This window comes from Streptomyces sp. LUP30 (assembly GCF_001746365.1).
Lineage (GTDB): Bacteria > Actinomycetota > Actinomycetes > Streptomycetales > Streptomycetaceae > Streptomyces.
In genome coordinates this window covers 385,065-402,971 of the sequence record NZ_MJAJ01000001.1, presented here as the reverse complement: position 1 = coordinate 402,971, position 17,907 = coordinate 385,065, and the positions used below count along the sequence as shown (strand labels likewise).

The following is a 17,907-nucleotide window of genomic DNA, read 5'->3' as shown; positions in this document are numbered from 1 at the left end:
GTGGGTTCGGTCCTCGGGGAGGACTGGCCGATCCCGCGCTCCGGCCTGTCGGCTCACCGGGCGAGTGCCGCGGGATTTGTCCGTCGTGGCCTGACCGATGACGCTCCGAGTCATTAAATGATGAACGTAATACTATGTGGGTCGATTCGGTGATCGCAAGCGCTGAACGGGGAGAAGTCCCGCCGGGACGACAACGAGGCGGCCGGGCTCGGAGGGGGGTGACGCACGAAGTGGTCCGGGTGCGGACCGGGTGCGACTGGTGCACGGCTCGCCGGCTACCCGGAGCGGGTGGGCAGCTTCGGGGGTGGGGGGTGGTGCGCCCCGTGGCGGGTGGTGCGCCCGGTGGCGGGTGGTGCGCCCGGTGGCGAGTGGTGTGGCCCGCGGCGCGACCTTCCCGCTCCAGTGCGCCCAGAGGTGTGCCCCACGTGCTCATCGCGCCGGCGAATCCGCGCCGCCGCGCCCGGCGGCGCGTCGGACCGGGACGGAGAACTTCGGTGGGAAGGTCGTGGCCGTCTTCGGCATGGACATCCCCACCTTCACCGAGCAGGCGCCCGGGGCTCTCGGCATCACCTCCGGCCGCTTCGTCGAGCCGAGGGAAGTCGCGACTCTCATCACCCTCCTGCTGTCGGACGTCATCGCCGACGTCACGGGCGCGGACTACCTGATCGACGGCGGGCCGCTCAAGGCCGTCTGAGCCCGGCTGTGGCGTCTGGCTGCCACCCCACCGCCGGCGGCGCGCGGAACGAACTGCCGATCGTTCCGTGCGCCGCCGGTCAGACCCGTGCCGCTCGGCGATCTCGCGCGCCGCATGCGGCGAGGGCCGTTCCCAAGCGCTTCAGGCGCCCGAGGCCGGCGGCCTGACGCTGGTCGTCGAGGTCGTGCGATGCGGCGACGACGGCCGACGGGTGACGGTCTGTCAGGCTGAGCCCTGCAGCGTCGATGAGAGGGCGCTCGGGAAGCCCTCCGCGCTCTGGCCGGGTCCACCGATGCCGCCGTCATCGGATGACCGGCCGCCCGAGCGAGCCAACAACTCCGCCCAGGAACTGTCGCCGAGAGTGACCAGGACGAAGCGTTCGCGCGGCGGGTCGGACACGAACGGTCGCCAGGCCATCCCGGTATCCGCCGTGACGGCGGTCCGGGCCCGCAGGGTGATCAGGTTCTGGCTGTTGCGCAGGTGGTGACGGTACAGGGCCCGGCTGTGCGCGTCCGGGGTACGTAGCCGTGGCGACCAGCCGTGGCCGGCGAGGTGGGCCAGGACGCCTTCGGTGAAGCGCGGGTTGCGCTCGGTCGGGAACCACAGCAGTTCCTGGCCCGCGAGGTCGGCCCAGGACAGGGCCGCGTGGTCGGCCAGCGGATGGTCGGGGCGCAGCAGCACGCCGAGCGGCTCGTCGGCCAGGGTCAGCGTGGCCAGGTCGTCCATGTCGTGGAAGACGCGCATCACCCCGAAGGCCAGGGTGCCGGTCCGCAACAGGTCGAGCTGCTGCCCGGAGTCGGCCTCGGCGAACTCGACGTCCAGGGATCCGTCTTCGGCCAGGACCCGCTCGACCCGCGCCAGCAGGTGCTCGGGAACGGTGCCGCAAATCCCTATGCGCACCGGAGAGCGAGCCTCGCGCGCCCGCACCAGCGACGACTCGATCTCGGCCAGGGTACGACGGGCACTCGCGTACAGGATCCGGCCGCCCTCGGTCAGCTCCATCCCCTTAGGCCTGCGGTGGAACAGCTTGGCCCCGACCCGGCGTTCCAGGGAGCTGATCTGCTGGCTCAGGCTGGGCTGCGCGATCCGCAGCACCCGTGCGGCCTCCGTCATCGTGCCCTCCTCGGCGACGGTGACGAAGTAGCGGAGATGACGAAGTTCGACGCCTTGGTGGTCGTGCATGTCCGCTCCTTGCTCTCGCGATAGGGCCGAGCCTATGGGGTGGCCTCGTGGGGCTATTGGCGTGGACCGGATAGCGGGGGTTTTGATGGGGCCGAACCATCGATCCGGTCCGGCACCTCCATGCCCACCCGACGCTCGGGAAAGCGGGAAAGCCGCCCACGGCCTCTTCGGTCCGAAGACCGGTCTCCGAGAGCTGAGGAACCACCTATGAAGATCGCCGAGTTCCCCGCTTCTGCGGTGCGGGCCGACGTGGCCGCCTCTACGGAGGACAGGGGAAGCGGGAGCCGGCTGGCTCACGCTCGACCACATGGAGGTGGCCGACATCGAAGCAGTGACGCGTATGAGGGCCGGTCGTTCCGGCGGTTCGGAGATGTCCTGGAGGCGTCCGGCAACGTCACCCTGGACCGGGTTCGCGCCATTGCCGATGCCGGCGTCGGCCTCATCTCGATCGGCGTGCTGACGCACAGCGCGCCCGCGCTCGACCCGACGATGTTGATCACGATGGAGGTGGCGCCATGCCCGAGGTGACGATCGTCGACGCGTGCCGACGGCGGGGCCGGGGCGGCAGTCCGACCGCCGTTCTCGACGACGCGCCCTTCACCGATGCCGAGCGACGGCGCATCCCTGCTGCGACAGGCACCTCGCACGCGGTCTTCATCGCCGCGGCGGACGGCGAGGATCAGGATCGATCGTCATATCGGCTCCGGTTCTTCACCGGCGAAGGCGAGTTGCCCGCCTGCGGCCACGGCACGGTCGCCGCACTGGCACTGCTCGCCATGCGCTGCGGCGGTGAAGCCGAACGCCGGGCCGAGCTGCACACTACAAGTCGCGTATTCGAAGGCTGGACGAAGCGAGAACACGACGACGTGACGGCCACTTTCGACCCGGGCCCGATCAGCCCCCGGGTCGCCGGGGAACCCGAACTCCGGGCGATCGCGACCGCCCTCGGCCTGACGAGCGAAGCCCTTCCCGCCGGCGCTTGCCTGGCCTCACCGGGCCGGCCAAGGCTCCTGTTACCCGTGCGATCGCGCACCGTGCTGGCCGAACTCCGTCCGGACTTCCCGGCACTGCGTCATGCCTGTGACCGCTACGGACTGCTGGGCTGCTACGCCTACTCGATCCCCGATACGGACGGTCGGGCGGCGGCCCGGATGTTCGCCCCGTCGATCGGCGTCCCCGAGGATGTCGCCAACGCCAACAGCACCGCGTGTCTGGCCGCGTATCTCGCCGATCAGGGCGTCAGCGACATCGCGGTCGACATGGGCGACCATCTCGGCCATCCGTCCACGATCATCGCCAACGCACGACGCGGCGCGTCCGGCACCCTGATCCGCCTGGGCGGCGCCGCTGGAATCGCGCGCACCGTCCGCCTTCCCCGGCTCGGCTGACATGAAGGCGGCTCGCGGTGGCCGGCAGCCCAACAAGAACGGCCGCCGACGCTTGTCCGAGACCAACCCGTAAGTCACAGGCACGCATCCCCACACTGGAGGTTTCCATGCCCAAGGGCTACTGGGTCAGCGTCTACCGCACCATTTCAGACCCTGAGAAGCTGGCTGCTTACGACAGGCTGGCCGGTCCGGCCGTCAGGGCCGGGGGCGGTCGGGTCCTCGCCCGCGGCAGTCGGGTCGTGGCGCATGACGCCGGAATCGCCGAGCGCACCATCCTGATCGAGTTCGACAGCTTCGAGCAGGCCGTCGCGGCGCGGGAGAGCGCGGCCTACCAGGAGGCGCTGGTCGTCCTGTCCGACGCCGTCGAGCGCGACTTCCGCATCGTCGAGGGCATCGACTGACCGAGGTCCGGTCGGATCTTCACCGAGGGACTCCGCCGGGAATCTGGAGAGCCAGGGCCCTACTGTCCGATGCGGTCCTGACCGCTCCTGGCCGCTGACGATCCTTGGACCGGGCCCGAGCCTGCCCCCGCGCCTCTGGTAGCTGCGTTGTAGCAACTGACGCGGTCCCCCGGACTCCCGCGAACGGCACAACGACCGTAACGTCATTGCCGCCGGGAGCGGACTTCGCCGACCGCTGTCACTTCACATCACCCGCACCCCGGACGGACCTCACGCCGTTCCCGACGTGGTGAGGTCCGTCTCCTCCGGGAGCTCGTTCACGTCCACCCCGCGCACCTGGGCCAACTCATGTTTCAGGGCGGCGAGTTCGGTGCCGCCTGCCATGTGGTTGGTGAGTTCTTCGAGGCTGACCTGGTCGCGGGAGGCGGTGAGCTCCATGGTGCCCAGGCGCAGCACGCTGAAGCGGTCGCCGACGATGTAGGCGTGGTGGGGGTTGTGGGTGATGAAGATGACGCCGAGGCCGCGGTCGCGGGCGGCGGCGATGTACTTCAGGACCACGCCGGACTGCTTGACGCCGAGGGCGGCGGTGGGCTCGTCGAGGATGAGGACACGCGCGCCGAAGTGGACGGCGCGGGCGATCGCGACGCACTGGCGCTGACCGCCGGAGAGTTGCCGATGGGCTGTTCCAGGTCGTCGAGGATGATGCCCATGTTGCGCAGTTCCTCGTCGGCGGTCCTCTTCATCTTCTGGATGTCGAGGCGGCGCACGGGCCAGGGGCCCTTGGTGAGTTCTGAGCCGAGGAAGAAATTGCGCCAGACCGGCATCAGGGGCACGGTGGCGAGGTCCTGGTAGACGGTGGCGATGCCCTTGTCGAGGGCCTCGCGGGGGGTGGAGAAGTGCACCGGCAGGCCGTCGACGAGGAACTCTCCCTCGGTGTGCCGGTGCAGACCGGAGACGATCTTGATGAGCGTGGATTTGCCGGCGCCGTTGTCCCCGAGGACGCAGGTCACCTGGCCCGGGCGGACGGCGAGATCCACGCCGTGCAGGGCGCGGATGTTGCCGTAAGACTTGCCCGCGTTGCGCAGTTCGACGAGTGGACTGTCACCGCTCTCGGGGGGCCGTGTCTGCGAGGATGGCGCCGTGCGTGCCGGTTCCGTCGGTGGTCATGGGGGTCACCTCCGGGTGGCCGTGCGCTGGATCCACAGATTGATGAGGACGGCGCCGAGGAGCATGACGCCGAGGAAGGCCTTGAACCAGTCGGGGTTCCAGCCGGCGTAGACGATGCCCTGCTGCACCATGCCGAACATGAACGCGCCGAAAACCGGGCCGATGGCCGAGCCGGCGCCGCCGGTCAGCAGACAGCCGCCGATGACGGCCGCCGAGATGTAGATCAGCTCCTGGCCGACGCCCTCGCCGGACTGCACGGTGTTGAAGGTGAACAGTTGGTGCATGCCGACGAACCAGGCGCCGAAGCCGACCAGCATGAACAGCGAGATCTTCGTGAACGTGACCGGCACGCCGACCGCCCGCGCGGACTCCTTGTTGCCGCCGACCGCGAAGATTCCAGCTGTCGTACCTGGTGCGCAGCAGCACCCAGGTGGCCAGGGCCGCGAACACCAGCCAGTACACGATCGTGATCTTCACCTGGACGCCGCCGACCTCGAAGGACGAGGCGAAGATCTTCTTCGCCTGGCCGAAGCCGTCCATGTCGCTGATGTCGTCGGTCGCCACGTTGCTGGTCACCAGCTTCGTCACCGCGAGGTTGGCGCCCTGGAGGATCAGGAACGTGCCCAGCAGGAAGTGTCGGAAGTACGCTTCCGTGCGGGGACCGGCGCAGTGTCCGACCGTGTGCCGGGGGCGGTTGCGGGCCCCTGATCGGGCCGCGATGGGCTGGCCTTGGCTCCGGTGATCTGCTCCCAGATGGTGAAGCGGACGGTCATCTCGGCTCGGTACGTCAGGTGCGGTCATGAGGTGGCGGCGGGGCCTGAAGTGGGGTGAGATGCCGCTGAACGCGGACAGGAACCGAGGGCGATCCGGCCAGTGCGGAAGCGTCGGCGTGCCGCGACCCCCTGACAGGCACACGTGCACCAGGCGGATGCAAACGATGAGTCCGCACGCTCCGCAGAGTCTGCACTCGTAGCAGAACGCCGACCACGCGACCGAGGAGACGATGACACATGGTGACACCCGACGTGACCGCCGAGATCCACGGCTTCAGCGATCCCGACGCCATGCCGACGCCGTGGACCGTGGGGCTTGAACACATCACCGAGGCCGACACGTTCTGGCTTTCGACGGTCCGCCCCGACGGCAGGCCGCACACCACGCCACTGATCGCCGTCTGGCACGGCGACGCCATCTGGTTCACCACCGGCCCGGACGAGCGCAAGGCGAAGAACCTTGCCGAGAACCCATCTTGCGTCCTGACCACCGGACGAAGCGACCTCGTCGAGGGCGGCCTCGACGTCGTACTTGAGGGCGTAGCGGAGCAGGTCACCGATGAGGCCGAGCTGCAGCCGATCGCCGATGCGTTCACGGCAAAGTACGGAACCAAGACCTGGCACTTCGTCGTCTGCGACGGCGCGTTCAGCCACCCCGACAGGGGCGGGCGTGCTCTCGTCTTCCGCGTCCCGCCGGTCCGCGGCCTCGGATTCCGCAAGGGGGACACGTTCAGCCAGACAACCTGGCGCTTCAGCAGTTGACGCGTCGGTTTCGTCGCGGAACCCGGCGCGCTGTGCGGTTCATGATCCGAGTATCGCGCTAAGGACGAGGGAACGTTTGTTGTGCCCGCGACGTGGTGAAGTCCAGGGACCGGACCGCATGAGCCGAAACGCTGGCCTTCCGAGGCGTGGACGTGCTGCTGAGCGAGCTGCACCCCACCATCGGCTGGGAGTCTCCCTTCCTCGTGGTGTCCTGCGCGGCTGAGTCTGTCTTCCGGCTGGAAGGCCGTGGCCTGCTCACCAGCGCTCAGTATTTCTGCTGGCCACGTCCTCGTGTGCAACTGGACGAGTCGGACCCGCCGGCAGATGGGAGGCCGTGCCGGTGATTCCGCGACGCGGCGGGCCGAACGCGACCACGAGGAGAGTCGCCGACGGAAGGGCGTAACTGACCAGCCCGTCATGGCATGGGCCTCACAGTGGCCGCTGCATATGATGACCGAATGGTGGGGACGGAGGCACTGCGGCAGGCCCTGGAACGGTGCGCAGAACGGGTGGACAAGATCGGCTTCACGTTTCAGGACGGACGCGAGTTCCTTGGATGGGCAACGGGAGTGACTGCCACTGCAGTGCTCGTGTCGTGGGCGCCAAGCCCTCTGTATGCGCAAGCGACCGGCGGCGCTGCCTGGGAGCCGGAGGAGCAGTGGGTGTCTCTGGCGGACATCACACAGGACAGTGTCGCGGCGTACGACGAGTCGGACAGACGCTGGGTGCCCCTCCTCCGCGCCTGATGGGGATGGCGTGTTCCCGGCCGGTGTGGACTGTCTGGCGGTGACTGTCGCTGTTCGCCGGGCAGCCGGTGGTCGGTGGTCGGTGTAGAAAGCGTCACGGCGCGACGCGATGCTTGCCAAGCCCATGCTGACCGTGACCCTCGACGGCCCTGCGCTGCCTGCCGGGTTGGCAGCGGAGCGGGAGTGGGACGGCAGATGAAGCAACTTGGGGCGGTTCAGACTCAGGGGTCAGAAGGCCGCACGCCGGCACGGTCATCGACGTCATGCCGCCGCGTCACTCATCCCAGTGCCATGCCACCCGTCCCGTCGCGTGCCCCACGGAGCCGATCTACGCGCTCACAAGGCGCATGTCTGCGCAGGAATGGCCTGCAAGCAGGGGGTAACTCGGCCGGTGGTGGGGTTGGGAAGCAAGTTCCCGCGGTGTCCTCCAGACAGTTACTGCCGGGGGACTCACGCGTGAAGCTGACCAAGCCCTGCTAGGGGTGTACAGGGATCATCCTTGCGGGGCCAGAGACCGCAGCAGCGGTTGAGCATCGTGAGCCGTCAGGCTGACGGCAGGGTCGTCGGCGGCCTGCTCGCTGCCCCGGCAACCGCACGGCTCAAGGGGAACGCGAGCGCAACGACGAACAGGCCGAAGACAGTGATCGGCAACAGCCAGAGCAACTGTGCAGGGTCGTCCCTCAGCCAGTGCCGGTTGCCCCACCAGTTCGCGCTGACGTCCAACGCCATCACGGCACTTGCCAGCCAGATCCCTTCCCGCCGCACAAGCCCCACCAGCACGGCCGCCAGCGGATCGAGGATCACCAAGCTGACGAAGAACACCTGCAGAAAGAGCTGAGAAAACGACGCATAGACGTGGATGCCGCCACGGACCAGATCTGCGAGGTGAGAACCCGTGCCCTCTGCGAAGCCGATCAAGTACACCGAGAGAACCCCTCTCGCCCACAACGGTTGTGCGCCCCACCTATCCCGCAGCTCAAACCCCACCGTGTCACCCTAGACGAGCGCCTGAGCCCTCGAGGAGGAAACGGCACCGCTGGCTGATCAACGGTCCTCGGCATCCCCACACCGGTCCGAGCCCCGTCAACAGCAGCAGGGACGGTCAGCGCCCGGTGGGGGCTGACCGTCGACAGGAGGTGGTCGGCGGGGGGTCAGGGGAGCCCGCGTTGGTGGTCGCTGATCCGCCCCGTCCTGCTATGCGGCAGCGAGGTGGAGGAGTGCCGGGACGCCTGGAGCGTCCGCGGGACGTCGGCAGGAGACAGATCCAGGCGCGCACGGTGCCAGCGCGCCGGATGGCGCCGGCGTCCGGCACCCTTGCGTGCGATGTCGACGCCGACCTCTACCAACAGCTCCGGCGCTACGAGAGTGACGTGCAGTCTCCCGCGCGAGCCGCACCCGGCGGAGAACGTCCCTCAGCGCGCGAACCCGCGCGTCCGTTTATTCACGGTGCCGGCAGGAAGGCCCAGTTCCACGTGGGCATCCATCCTGGGCCACGTGTCATCGAGGCGCACGTTGATTGTCTGTCTCGGTGCCGCCGTGCGTGCCGGTTCCGACCTGAGCGCTGTCCTTCAACGTGCGGTTACCGTCAGACGGTGTGCGGTCGAAGGAGCTTCGGCGCGGCCGCCAGAAATAACCTGTGGGAGCGCCACTCACTGCTGGTTAGTCTCACGCAGATGGAAATCCGAACGTTCGAGGAACGGGATTGGCCGCTGGTCTGGCCGATCATCGAGCAGATCATTCGCAAGGGAGACACCTTCTGCTACGACCCGCTGCAAAACGAGGCGCAAGCCCACGACTTGTGGGTGGTACCGCCGCCAGGGCACGTCGTAGTGGCGGTGGAGGATCAGCGCATACTCGGCACCTCCAACATGTACCCCAACCGTCCGGGCCCGGGTGCGCATATCGCCAGCGGAAACTTTATGGTCGCTCCAGAAGCACGCGGTCGGGGTGTCGGCCAGGCATTGGGCGAGTACCTTCTGGACTGGGCGCGAAGCCATGAATTCGCCGGCGTTCAGTTCAACGCCGTTGCGGCCTCCAACACGCCGGCGCTCACGCCGTACGAGCGTCTCGGTTTCGCCATGATCGGCACCGTCCCCGGCGCGTTCCGGCATCCCACGTTGGGTGCGGTCGGCCTGCATGTCATGTACCACGACCTGGACTCGTGACCACTCCTGGTCTGCTGCGAGTCTGACCGGGCCCCACGGACACCGCTGTCCGAGTTTTGAGAGGACTTCCGCGAACGGCGACCTGCGCAAACGTGATCGCTCCGGAGGTTCGCGCGGAACTCGCGCAGATGACCGTTTGCGAGAGGCTCCCGCTGGCCACCAAGGATTCGCCGTCCCTCGATCACTCCTCGGCGGTCAACCCTTGCAGCGGGCCGGAGGCCAGGACTCTGGTGACGAAGTTTGCGAACTGTGCGCGCATTCTTTCCCGCGGAATGCGTTCTTGTCCGGCCAGGTGCTCGACGAGGTCGGCTCGGGTGGCGGCGAGCAGGGCGTGGGCGGTGAAGTCGCTGTCGGTCAGGCCGGGGACCTGCTCCAGTACGGCTCGGAGGAGGCCGTGCCATCGCTCGTAGTGCTCCGCCTGGTAGGGGCTGCTGTTCCCGCTTTCCTCCAGAGCCAGCGCGAGGCGGCGGTTGTCGAGTTTGAAACACAGGACGGCGTCGAGCAGTGCGAGTGCGCGTTGCCGCGGTGGGGTGGCGGGCCCCAGGGGCGGCGGGCCGGTCTCGACGGCCTCCCTCAGCGGTTCGAGCCGCGCCTCGTACAGCGCGCGCAGCAGCCCGGGACGGTCGTCGAAAGCCCGGAAGAGCGTGCCTTTGCCCACGCCGGCCGCTGCTGCGATGTCGGCCATGGTGATGTCCTCGGCGCTCCCGAGGCGGGCGAAGAGGGTGTCGGCGGCCGCGAGGATGGCCGCCCGGTTGCGGGCGGCGTCCTTGCGGGGCTTGCGCTCGGGCACGTTGCCCCTTCCATTTGAGAAACGGACCTCGGGTCCGTATATTCAAAACGGACCCGAGGTCCGGATTCTACAAGACGGAGGACACCCATGTCCGCACCAACTTCTCCGGCGGATCTCTACCGCCACAGCTTGCGGCTCCTGTTGGACAAGAACGTCCCCGGCTGGGTCGGCCTGTGGGCCGACGACGGCGTCATGGAGTTTCCCTTCGCCCCCGACGGCTGGCCCGCGCGCCTGGAGGGCAGGGAAGCCATCGCCGCCTACATGCGCGACTACCCCGACCACATCGATCTGCATGACTTCCCGGAGCTGCGGATCCACGAGACCACCGATCCGGAGATCATCGTGGTCGAGATGCGCGGCGTCGGCCGCCTGGTGGAAACCGGCAGCGCCTTCGACATGACCTACATCGCCGTTGTCACCATCAGGGACGGGCGCATCGCCTCCTACCGCGACTACTGGAACCCCCTGGCCGTCCTCGCGCCCGGCACCGACTTCACCGGGAGCAGCCGATGACCGTCACCGGCACCACCTTGGTTATCGGTGCCACCGGTACCACCGGCAGCCGCACCGCCGCGCAGCTGACCGCCGCCGGCCACCACGTCAAAGCCGCCAGCCGGCATGCCACCCAGGTCCCCGGCACGGAGCCGGTCGCCTTCGACTGGTACGCCCCCGCCACCCACGCCGCCGCCCTCGAAGGAGTCGACCGCGTCTACGTGATACCGCCTCTGGGCGACTCCGACCCGGCGACCGTCATGCTGCCGTTCCTCCGGCAGGCCCGCACCGTCGGCGTACACCGCGCGGTGCTCCTCAGCTCTTCGGCCATACCCGAGGGCGGCCCGGCGGTGGGAAAGGTCCACCAGGCCTTGCCCGATCTGTTCGAACAGTGGGCGGTGCTCCGGCCCTCATGGTTCATGCAGAACTTCACCGGTGCGCACGCGCACTCCGCGAGCATCCGTGAAGACGGCATCATCCGGACCGCAACCGGAAGCGGCCGGGTGGGCTTCGTCGACGCCGAGGACATAGCGGCCGTCGCCGCCCACGCCCTGACCGACGCGCACGCTCCCAACGGCGACCTCGTCCTCACCGGACCGGAGGCGCTCAGTTACGACGACATCGCCGCGATCATCACTGAGGTCACCGGCAGGCCCGTCGTCCACCGCCGTCTGTCCTACGAGCACATGCGCGATCACCTCACGATGCAGCTGCCGGTGGAGTTCGCCGTGATGCTGGCCGGCATGGACCGCGCCATCGCCGAAGGGGCAGAGGACCGCCTCACCGACACCGTCCAGCGCCTCACCGGTCGTCCGGCACGCACCTTCCGTGCCCTTCTCGAGAGGGAGATGTGACGCAGCAGCTGATGTGCCGGGACGACCTGCGGACCGCTTGACCGCATCGCTCGTGCCATGTGCGGCCGCGAGGGTCACGCGCAATCCCTGCATGGGGATCGGTTGTCCGGAGATGCGGCGCCTGCAGGAAGTCACTCAGGCCGGTGCCTTCCTTGCATGGCTCGCCAGCCAAGGCGGGCCAACCTCGGATTCCCGGTCTTCGCTCGGGGCTGGAGCACGCTGCTGACCAACGGGCATCCCGGGCGCACCAGCTGACCACCCACGTCGCGTCTACGTGTGGAACAACGACCGCGACACGGCCACGGCCCTCCCCAGTTGTAGGCGTTTCCGCCGCCCCCCGACCCGGTGCCTGGGGCGCTCCGGCAGCGCCCCGCCATGCGGCTCTTGGAGCCCGCAGGACCGGTCCCGGCCAGGCGAGCGAGGCGCCCCCGCGGCTGCGCGCATCACAGGGCGCGGGAACCGGCGCCACTGGCCACCACCACGACAACGAGTCCGTGCCACGCGCCGGAAGTGAGCCGGGCACACTGCGCCGTTGGGATGAGGCCACAGCCGACAGGCCTGTCACACTGGGCAGATATGTGCGCGAGCAGTAGCCTCGCCCCGCATTGCTCGGCTCTCGGGTGTCGTCCACGTCTCGCAGGCCACCAGGGCCCCCTGTGGAGGTGACCAGTGGAAGACCCGACACCTCTCCTCGTTCCACAAGCGCCGGCACCGGGTGAACAGTGGGATCAGGACCAACTGCTGGTCTCGCAGATCCATGTGACCGTGGGAGACCGGGTGGAGGGCGGTCAGGCGGGTAGCGGACGTGGAGACGAGCAACATCTCACTGGAGCTCGATTCTCCGGTCCCCGGCGTGGTGTGCGAGTTGTGGGTCGGGCGGGAGACATGGTGTCGGCCGGAGCCGTCCTAATGATCATCGGCGTCGACGCATGACGAGCCACCCCGCACCGCCGGCCCGTCACGTCATCCCCTACAGGGCCAACGCCAGCCCGTCGCATGAGGCTCCCACCGCCGGGTGCCGATTCACGCGGTGGTGTGTCACTCGAGTGAGGTGATCTGCACCTGGCTGGTCCGGTCGGTCATTGCAGGATGTTCAGCTTGGCGGCGACGAGTTCGGAGCGGACAAGCTCCAGCAGTCGGCCCATCCAGTTCCGTCCTTCGAGCCCGCGTTGACCCCAGAAGGTCGATCCGATCTCGGTGTAGATCAGGCGGGTGGCGCCTGTGGCCATCAGCGTCTCGGCGAACTCGGGATGTTGCTGGAATTTCGCACGCAGCAGCCGCGTCATGACGGCGACCCGAACCTGGGGCCAGTCGTCGCGCAGGGTGGAATCCTCAGCGAGTTTCTGCGCGTCATGCGGCCTTTCGGCGCCAAGGATCTCAGCCTGTCGTTGTTCGTCGGGGACCGCAAGCGCCCAGTAGGCGTGCGCAACCGTGGGGTAGGTCCGGTTACTCAAGACGATCGGCGCGGGGAACTCATTGCGCAGTACGAGGGTGCCCGGGTTCTCGGGCCAGCCGCGTGGGAAGACCGTCTGGTTGAGATGGACGCTACTTTCGACTGGTTCAGTCGGGCCGTCGGCGGGTGTCTTCGTCTCGTGCTGCTTCCGCAGTTGCTCGCGCTCCGCGAAGTACTCCAAGGCGGAGGCATGCATCTCGTCGGTGACATCGACGGTGTTTCCGTTCCACAGCTCGATCTGGTTCTCCGGGCCGGTCACGATCACCCGGAGGGGGAAGTCCTTGCGGTCCATGTCACCCAGGGCGTATCTACGCAGGTGTTCCGGGATGGCTTCGTAAGCTTCACGAACGGCGGTCCGGTTGGCCTCGGTCGGCTGCTCCCGGAAGACGTCGACGGCGGCGAGGCAGCGGCCGGTGGAGTCCGGACGGCCGTTGAGATTGTCGATATCGTCGCGAACCTCGCCGAGCAGCATCTCAGGCGTCAGCCAGCTCCTCGGCTCGGCGAACTTCCACGAGGCGAGGTGGTGGGCCGATGCCCGGGCGCCTTCGGGCAGGTCGGTGGCGACCCATCCGGAGGCGAGCTTGTCGGCGAAACCCTCCAGAGTCTCCAGCCCCCAGCAGTCGACCATTCCGTCGGCGTAGATCAGCAGATCGGTGAGGAAGTACTTGCCGCCGTTGCGGATGAAGGCGTGCCGCCAGGTGCCCTCAATACGCTCGCCGTCCACGTTCCGCCACGTCCGCTGTCGTATCCCCATGCGCGACAGGCTAGCTGTCCGCACTCCTGCAAGATCGGGATATTCCGGCTGGGGAAATTCAGGCAGTTCAGCATGGGGTCGCCGAGGTCGATCGGGCGCGGCGCCAGGCCGGGGGAAATCGGTTGTCGTGCCATCTCCGAGGTCGGACGTTGCGGGGTGTGACCACCGCAGACTTGACCATCGGAGACACATCCGTGGAGCTGAAGAGAGCGGCGAAGCCGTCGGCTGCACTGGCTGGGATGCCGGCACGGAAGGTGCGCGCGACCCCCGTTCGCGTTCCGACTTCGGCTGACTGGTGCCTGTGCACCGAAGGCGCTACTCCTGGCAGGCTCTTGCCATGCCAGAGATCAGTCATGCGGGGGCTGTCAGCGTGGAGTACGGCCACTTTCCCGTCGGCGAACTGTGGGAGCCGGGATTCGATCGCAGGGAGAGCAGACCAGACTTCCGGTCTGACGAGCCGGTCATCGTCGGTCCCGGCCAGATCGTGATCAGAACCCGCGTGCAAGAGCACGCTGCGCTCGTCGTCCTGGCCCTGAGTCATCGGCAGGGCGAAGCCCCAGGGAACCCCTGGACTTTGCTTGCCTCGGAGCGCTACCGGCCTGTTTACACAGGCCGGATGGTCCCGTTCGACACGATGAACGGTCCGGCCGAACCGGCCGAGGCATCGATCGACGCCTTCGGTCGGCTGTCTGAGCCGGGTGAGGCATACCTCGCTCTCGATCCATCCCGTACCTACGAAGTACAGGTGTGGGCCCAGGGACGGGCCGACTCTCGCGACCGGTTCGAGGCCACTTCGAAGCACGACGAGACCAGCAACTGGTACGAGGCGTACGCAGTCGTCTTCACGCCGTCTGGAGAACAGACAGCACCAGCTCCGGCACCGCCGGTCAGCCGACGAGAACAGCTCGCCGCCCGGCACGGTAAGCCGCCGCTTGGCTTGCGCTGACCGACTCGAAGCGCGCCTGGGGGGAACGGCTGCTGCCCGGCACATAGCGGACGGAGAAGTTCCCGTCCCCGATGCCGGCACCTTCCTTGCTGGAGGCGAACGGGAACTCATCGCACGGGGCCGACCGGTGTCGGTGAGAGCCCCCTCCAGTGTCCTCGACAAGGTGGTCTTGCCGATCGCGCCCACTCCGTGGAAGACGAGTACGTGTCCGAGGAGGGCCTCGAGGTCTGCTGCCGACCACGAGGGCGTTCCGGCGACAGTGATCCGCAGGGCGGTGTGCTGTGCCAAGCAGCCGGGCCTGTGCTTATCGCGGTCATAGGGCGTGCGTACGGGGTGGCCGGCCCGGAACCCGTGCGGGCCGGCCACCCCGGCGGGCGCCCGTACGCCCGCCCTGTCTCACGCCTGCGCGGGCTCCGCGTCCTGGACCGGCGCGGTGAGGTATTCCTCCGTGATCTCCTTCGGTCCGAACGGCCAGACCTTTTCGAAGCGCGCCCACAGCAGGTACGCCACGATGCCGAGGGCCAGCCAGGCCAGCGACCATTCGATGGGATGGCGGCCGGGCGAGTTCTTGTCGGCATAGCCGTAGATCACCAGCCAGCCGACCAGGGCGACCAGGCTGGGCAGGGGGTACAGCCACATCTTGTACGGGCGGCGCAGGTTCGGCTGCCGCCTGCGCAGGACCGTCACCGCGGCGATCTGGGCGAGCGCCTGGACGAGGACCATCACCGTGGTGAGGAGCTGGATCAGCGTCGCCAGGTCGGTGTGGCGGCCGATGAGGAAACCGATCGCCGTCACCATCCCCATGGTGGCCAGGCCCAGCATGGGGAAGCGGTGCCTCGGGTGCAGCTTGGCGTACGGACGGAAGAAGACCCGTTCGCGGGCCGCGTCGTACGGGACCCGGGAGCCGCCCAGCAGACCGGTGAAGACGGAGGCGAAGGCGGTGATCAGGATGAGGACCGTGACCGTGTCGGCCGCCCCCTTGCCCCAGGTCTTCTCCAGGACCGCCGAGGCGACGGAGGTGGAGGCGATGTCGTTCGGGTCCGTCATCCGATGCCAGTCGATGACGCCGAGTGTGCCGATCTGCAGCAGCAGGTAGATCGCCATGATGCCGACGATGGAGAAGATGATGGAGCGGGGCAGCGTACGGCCTGGGTCCTTGATCTCGGCGCCCATGTAGGCGGTGGTGTTGTACCCGAGGTAGTCGTAGATGCCGATCGTCAGGCCCGCGGCGAAGCCCAGCCAGAAGTGGTTGCTGGTGAGGTCGAAGGCGTGCGCCGGGTAGGTGAAGGCCAGGTCCGCGCTGAAGTCGGTGGCCGCGGCCACGATCACCAGGAGGACCGAGGTGATCATGACGGCCCACATCACGGCCGTGATCCGGGCGATGTGCTCGATGCCCCGCCACAGCAGGATGATCACCACGAGGATCATGCCGAGGCCGACCAGGTCGCCGGTCGTCCTGCCCATGTCCGGTGCCAGATAGCCGAGGTACTGCACGAAGCCGACCACGCCGGTGGACATGATCAGCGGGATGAAGAGCATCGCCGTCCAGACGAACAGGAACGGCATCAGCCGACCCGTGCGGTACTGGAATGCCTGGCGCAGATATACGTAGCTGCCGCCGGAACCGGGCATCGCCGCGCCCAGTTCGGCCCAGACCAGGCCGTCGGCGAGGGCCAGCAGCGCGCCGGCGAGAAAGCCGATCACCGCCTGCGGGCCGCCGAACGCGGCGACCATCAGCGGGATCGTCACGAACGGCCCGATGCCGCACATCTGGCTCATGTTGATGGCGGTCGCCTGGAACAGGCCGACACGGCGGACGAAGCCACCCTCGGGGGGCGGGCTACCGGACATGGGTCCTCCTGAAGCGGACGCGGGGAGAGGTTCGACGTGCCGACCGGCGCTACTCGGCGGCCGACGGATCAAGGGCGGCGGGTATCGGGCCGACGCTGGGCTCCCCTTGGCTGCCCGGCGAGGCTGAGAGCCTGTTCTCAGGTACTGACTCTCGCTTGGGCGATAAAGTTAAGGAGGCTTACTAGATGCGTCAAGAGGGTGCCCCGCATGCGTGAGAATGGTGCGATGCCCGCCAGTGACGTCGCCGAGCAGCCGGACCAGCCGTGGAACCGTCAGCGGTTGCGCAGCACCAACGAGCGCCTGCTCCTGGACCGGCTGCGTTCCGCCGGCGCCGCTTCACGCGCGCAACTCGCCCGGGAGACGGGCCTGTCGAAGCCGACCGTCTCCAGCGCGCTGGCGGCCCTGGCGGAGGCAGGCCTGGTGCACGAGGTCGGCACGCACGCGCCGGAACGCGGCCGGGTCGCCGTCCTCTACGCCCCGGATCCGTCCGCCGGGTACGCACTCGGCATCGATATCGGGCGCAGCTGGCTGCGGGTGGCGGTCGCCAACCTCGACGGCGAGCTGGTGGCCCGTGCGGACGTGCGCAACCGGGCCCGTTCCTCCGGCGCCCTGGCCGATCTCGTGGTCGCCACAGCCCGGCAGGTGGTGGCGAACTCCGGTGTCGCCCAGGGCGAGGTGGCCCACGCCGTGGTGGGCACGCCGGGCGTGTACGACCCGGAGCGGCGGCGGGTGCGCTTCGCGATGCATCTGCCGGGCTGGGGGCGGGCCGGGCTGGTCGACCGGATGCGTGAGGAGCTGGGCGTACCGCTGGAGGTCCACAACGACGCCAATCTGGCGGCCTTCGGCGAGTACACGTACGGCGTCGGCGCGGGCAGCAGGCTCTTCGCGTACATCATGATCGGTACGGGGCTCGGCATGGGCGTGGTGAGTGAGGGACGGGTGTTCACCGGGGCGCACGGCGGTGCCGGGGAGATCGGGTTCCTGCCGTGGCCAGGACAGCAGCGGCTCCGGACGCTGGAGGACGCCGTCTCGGGGGTGGCGGTGGTGGAGTCGGCGCGCAGGTTCGGGATGACCGGGCAGCTCACCGCGAAGGCGGTGTTCGACTCGGCCCGGCAGGGAAATTCCGCCGCGGTCAAGGCGGTCGAGCTGGAGAGCGAGCGGATCGCGCACACGGTCGCGGCGGCCGCGGCCGTGCTCGACCCGGATCTCGTGGTCCTGGGCGGCGGCGTGGGGCACAGTGTGGACCTGCTGCTGCGCCCCGTGCGGGAGAACCTGCGCGCGCTCACCCCCCTGCGGCCGAAGATCGTACCCAGTCGGCTCGGCGAGGACGCGGTGCTGCTGGGCGCGGTGGCCACGGCCCTGGGGACCGCGCGGGACGTGGTGTTCGAGCGCCGATCGGAGTCCTGACCACCTCGCGCACCGGCAACGGTGGTTGACACGTCTCGCCCGGACCCCTAGCTTGAGGCGGAGTTAGTAAAGTTTCCTAACT

Annotated in this window: 16 protein-coding genes and 3 pseudogenes; 10 read left to right on the top strand and 9 right to left on the bottom strand. The window is 68.4% G+C overall.

The annotated features are described in order from the left end of the window. Positions 1-505 precede the first annotated feature (505 nt). Complete coding sequence (locus BG482_RS01775; RefSeq protein WP_069766981.1) at positions 506-694, top strand: hypothetical protein; 189 nt, start codon at positions 506-508, stop codon at positions 692-694. A gap of 222 nt (positions 695-916) precedes the next feature. Here BG482_RS01775 and BG482_RS01770 read toward each other — a convergent pair whose 3' ends face one another. Further along, positions 917-1,876, bottom strand: coding sequence for a LysR family transcriptional regulator (locus tag BG482_RS01770; RefSeq protein WP_069766980.1), 960 nt, complete (start codon positions 1,874-1,876; stop codon positions 917-919). 207 nt (positions 1,877-2,083) lie between these two features. Between BG482_RS01770 and BG482_RS01765 the strand changes: the two genes are divergently transcribed. From BG482_RS01765 to BG482_RS01755, 3 genes are all read left to right on the top strand, one after another. Continuing rightward, complete coding sequence (locus tag BG482_RS01765) at positions 2,084-2,404, top strand: hypothetical protein (RefSeq protein WP_069766979.1); 321 nt, start codon at positions 2,084-2,086, stop codon at positions 2,402-2,404. After that, entirely contained in the window at positions 2,392-3,264 is an 873-nt protein-coding gene (locus tag BG482_RS01760; protein WP_069766978.1) for a PhzF family phenazine biosynthesis protein, read from the top strand. The genes BG482_RS01765 and BG482_RS01760 overlap by 13 nt, the downstream gene beginning before the upstream one ends. Positions 3,265-3,371: 107 nt before the next feature. Then, positions 3,372-3,665, top strand: coding sequence for a DUF1330 domain-containing protein (locus BG482_RS01755; RefSeq protein ID WP_069766977.1), 294 nt, complete (start codon positions 3,372-3,374; stop codon positions 3,663-3,665). A 270-nt stretch (positions 3,666-3,935) separates the two neighbouring features. On the opposite strand, the gene BG482_RS45990 is transcribed toward BG482_RS01755, so the two are convergent. The 4 genes and pseudogenes from BG482_RS45990 to BG482_RS45980 form a co-directional block, all read right to left on the bottom strand. After that, complete coding sequence (locus tag BG482_RS45990; protein WP_370745736.1) at positions 3,936-4,223, bottom strand: hypothetical protein; 288 nt, start codon at positions 4,221-4,223, stop codon at positions 3,936-3,938. 84 nt (positions 4,224-4,307) lie between these two features. After that, positions 4,308-4,675 (bottom strand): annotated as a pseudogene (locus BG482_RS45985) (ATP-binding cassette domain-containing protein); the annotation flags it as partial. 162 nt (positions 4,676-4,837) lie between these two features. Next, positions 4,838-5,459: pseudogene (locus tag BG482_RS01745) on the bottom strand (ABC transporter permease); the annotation flags it as partial. Positions 5,460-5,548: 89 nt separating this feature from the next. Further along, positions 5,549-5,690 (bottom strand): annotated as a pseudogene (locus BG482_RS45980) (IS6 family transposase); the annotation flags it as partial. A 152-nt stretch (positions 5,691-5,842) separates the two neighbouring features. On the opposite strand from BG482_RS45980, the gene BG482_RS01740 reads away from it, so the two are divergent. Then, a complete protein-coding gene (locus BG482_RS01740) occupies positions 5,843-6,367 on the top strand; it encodes a pyridoxamine 5'-phosphate oxidase family protein (RefSeq protein WP_069766976.1) in 525 nt (174 codons plus the stop codon). 1,289 nt (positions 6,368-7,656) lie between these two features. On the opposite strand, the gene BG482_RS01725 is transcribed toward BG482_RS01740, so the two are convergent. Continuing rightward, the gene (locus BG482_RS01725; RefSeq protein WP_256096159.1) at positions 7,657-8,037 is read right to left on the bottom strand and encodes a hypothetical protein; all 381 of its coding nucleotides are present in this window, start codon (positions 8,035-8,037) and stop codon (positions 7,657-7,659) included. A 749-nt stretch (positions 8,038-8,786) separates the two neighbouring features. Here BG482_RS01725 and BG482_RS01720 point away from each other — a divergent pair. Then, entirely contained in the window at positions 8,787-9,278 is a 492-nt protein-coding gene (locus BG482_RS01720; protein ID WP_069766973.1) for a GNAT family N-acetyltransferase, read from the top strand. Between the two features lie 181 nt (positions 9,279-9,459). On the opposite strand, the gene BG482_RS01715 is transcribed toward BG482_RS01720, so the two are convergent. Continuing rightward, a complete protein-coding gene (locus tag BG482_RS01715) occupies positions 9,460-10,068 on the bottom strand; it encodes a TetR/AcrR family transcriptional regulator (protein WP_069766972.1) in 609 nt (202 codons plus the stop codon). A gap of 87 nt (positions 10,069-10,155) precedes the next feature. On the opposite strand from BG482_RS01715, the gene BG482_RS01710 reads away from it, so the two are divergent. Then, positions 10,156-10,581 (top strand): nuclear transport factor 2 family protein, encoded by a 426-nt coding sequence (locus BG482_RS01710; protein ID WP_069766971.1) that lies wholly within the window; start codon positions 10,156-10,158, stop codon positions 10,579-10,581. After that, a complete protein-coding gene (locus BG482_RS01705; protein ID WP_069766970.1) occupies positions 10,578-11,414 on the top strand; it encodes an NAD(P)H-binding protein in 837 nt (278 codons plus the stop codon). The genes BG482_RS01710 and BG482_RS01705 overlap by 4 nt, the downstream gene beginning before the upstream one ends. 1,079 nt (positions 11,415-12,493) lie before the next feature. On the opposite strand, the gene BG482_RS01700 is transcribed toward BG482_RS01705, so the two are convergent. Continuing rightward, a complete protein-coding gene (locus tag BG482_RS01700; protein WP_069766969.1) occupies positions 12,494-13,621 on the bottom strand; it encodes an NADAR family protein in 1,128 nt (375 codons plus the stop codon). A 337-nt stretch (positions 13,622-13,958) separates the two neighbouring features. On the opposite strand from BG482_RS01700, the gene BG482_RS43345 reads away from it, so the two are divergent. Then, entirely contained in the window at positions 13,959-14,567 is a 609-nt protein-coding gene (locus tag BG482_RS43345; RefSeq protein ID WP_069766968.1) for a hypothetical protein, read from the top strand. Between the two features lie 396 nt (positions 14,568-14,963). On the opposite strand, the gene BG482_RS01690 is transcribed toward BG482_RS43345, so the two are convergent. After that, positions 14,964-16,418, bottom strand: a complete 1,455-nt coding sequence (locus tag BG482_RS01690; protein WP_079141498.1) for an APC family permease — start codon at positions 16,416-16,418, stop codon at positions 14,964-14,966. 225 nt (positions 16,419-16,643) lie between these two features. Here BG482_RS01690 and BG482_RS01685 point away from each other — a divergent pair, with 225 nt between their 5' ends. Further along, a complete protein-coding gene (locus BG482_RS01685) occupies positions 16,644-17,825 on the top strand; it encodes an ROK family protein (protein WP_069766967.1) in 1,182 nt (393 codons plus the stop codon). Positions 17,826-17,907: the final 82 nt, after the last annotated feature.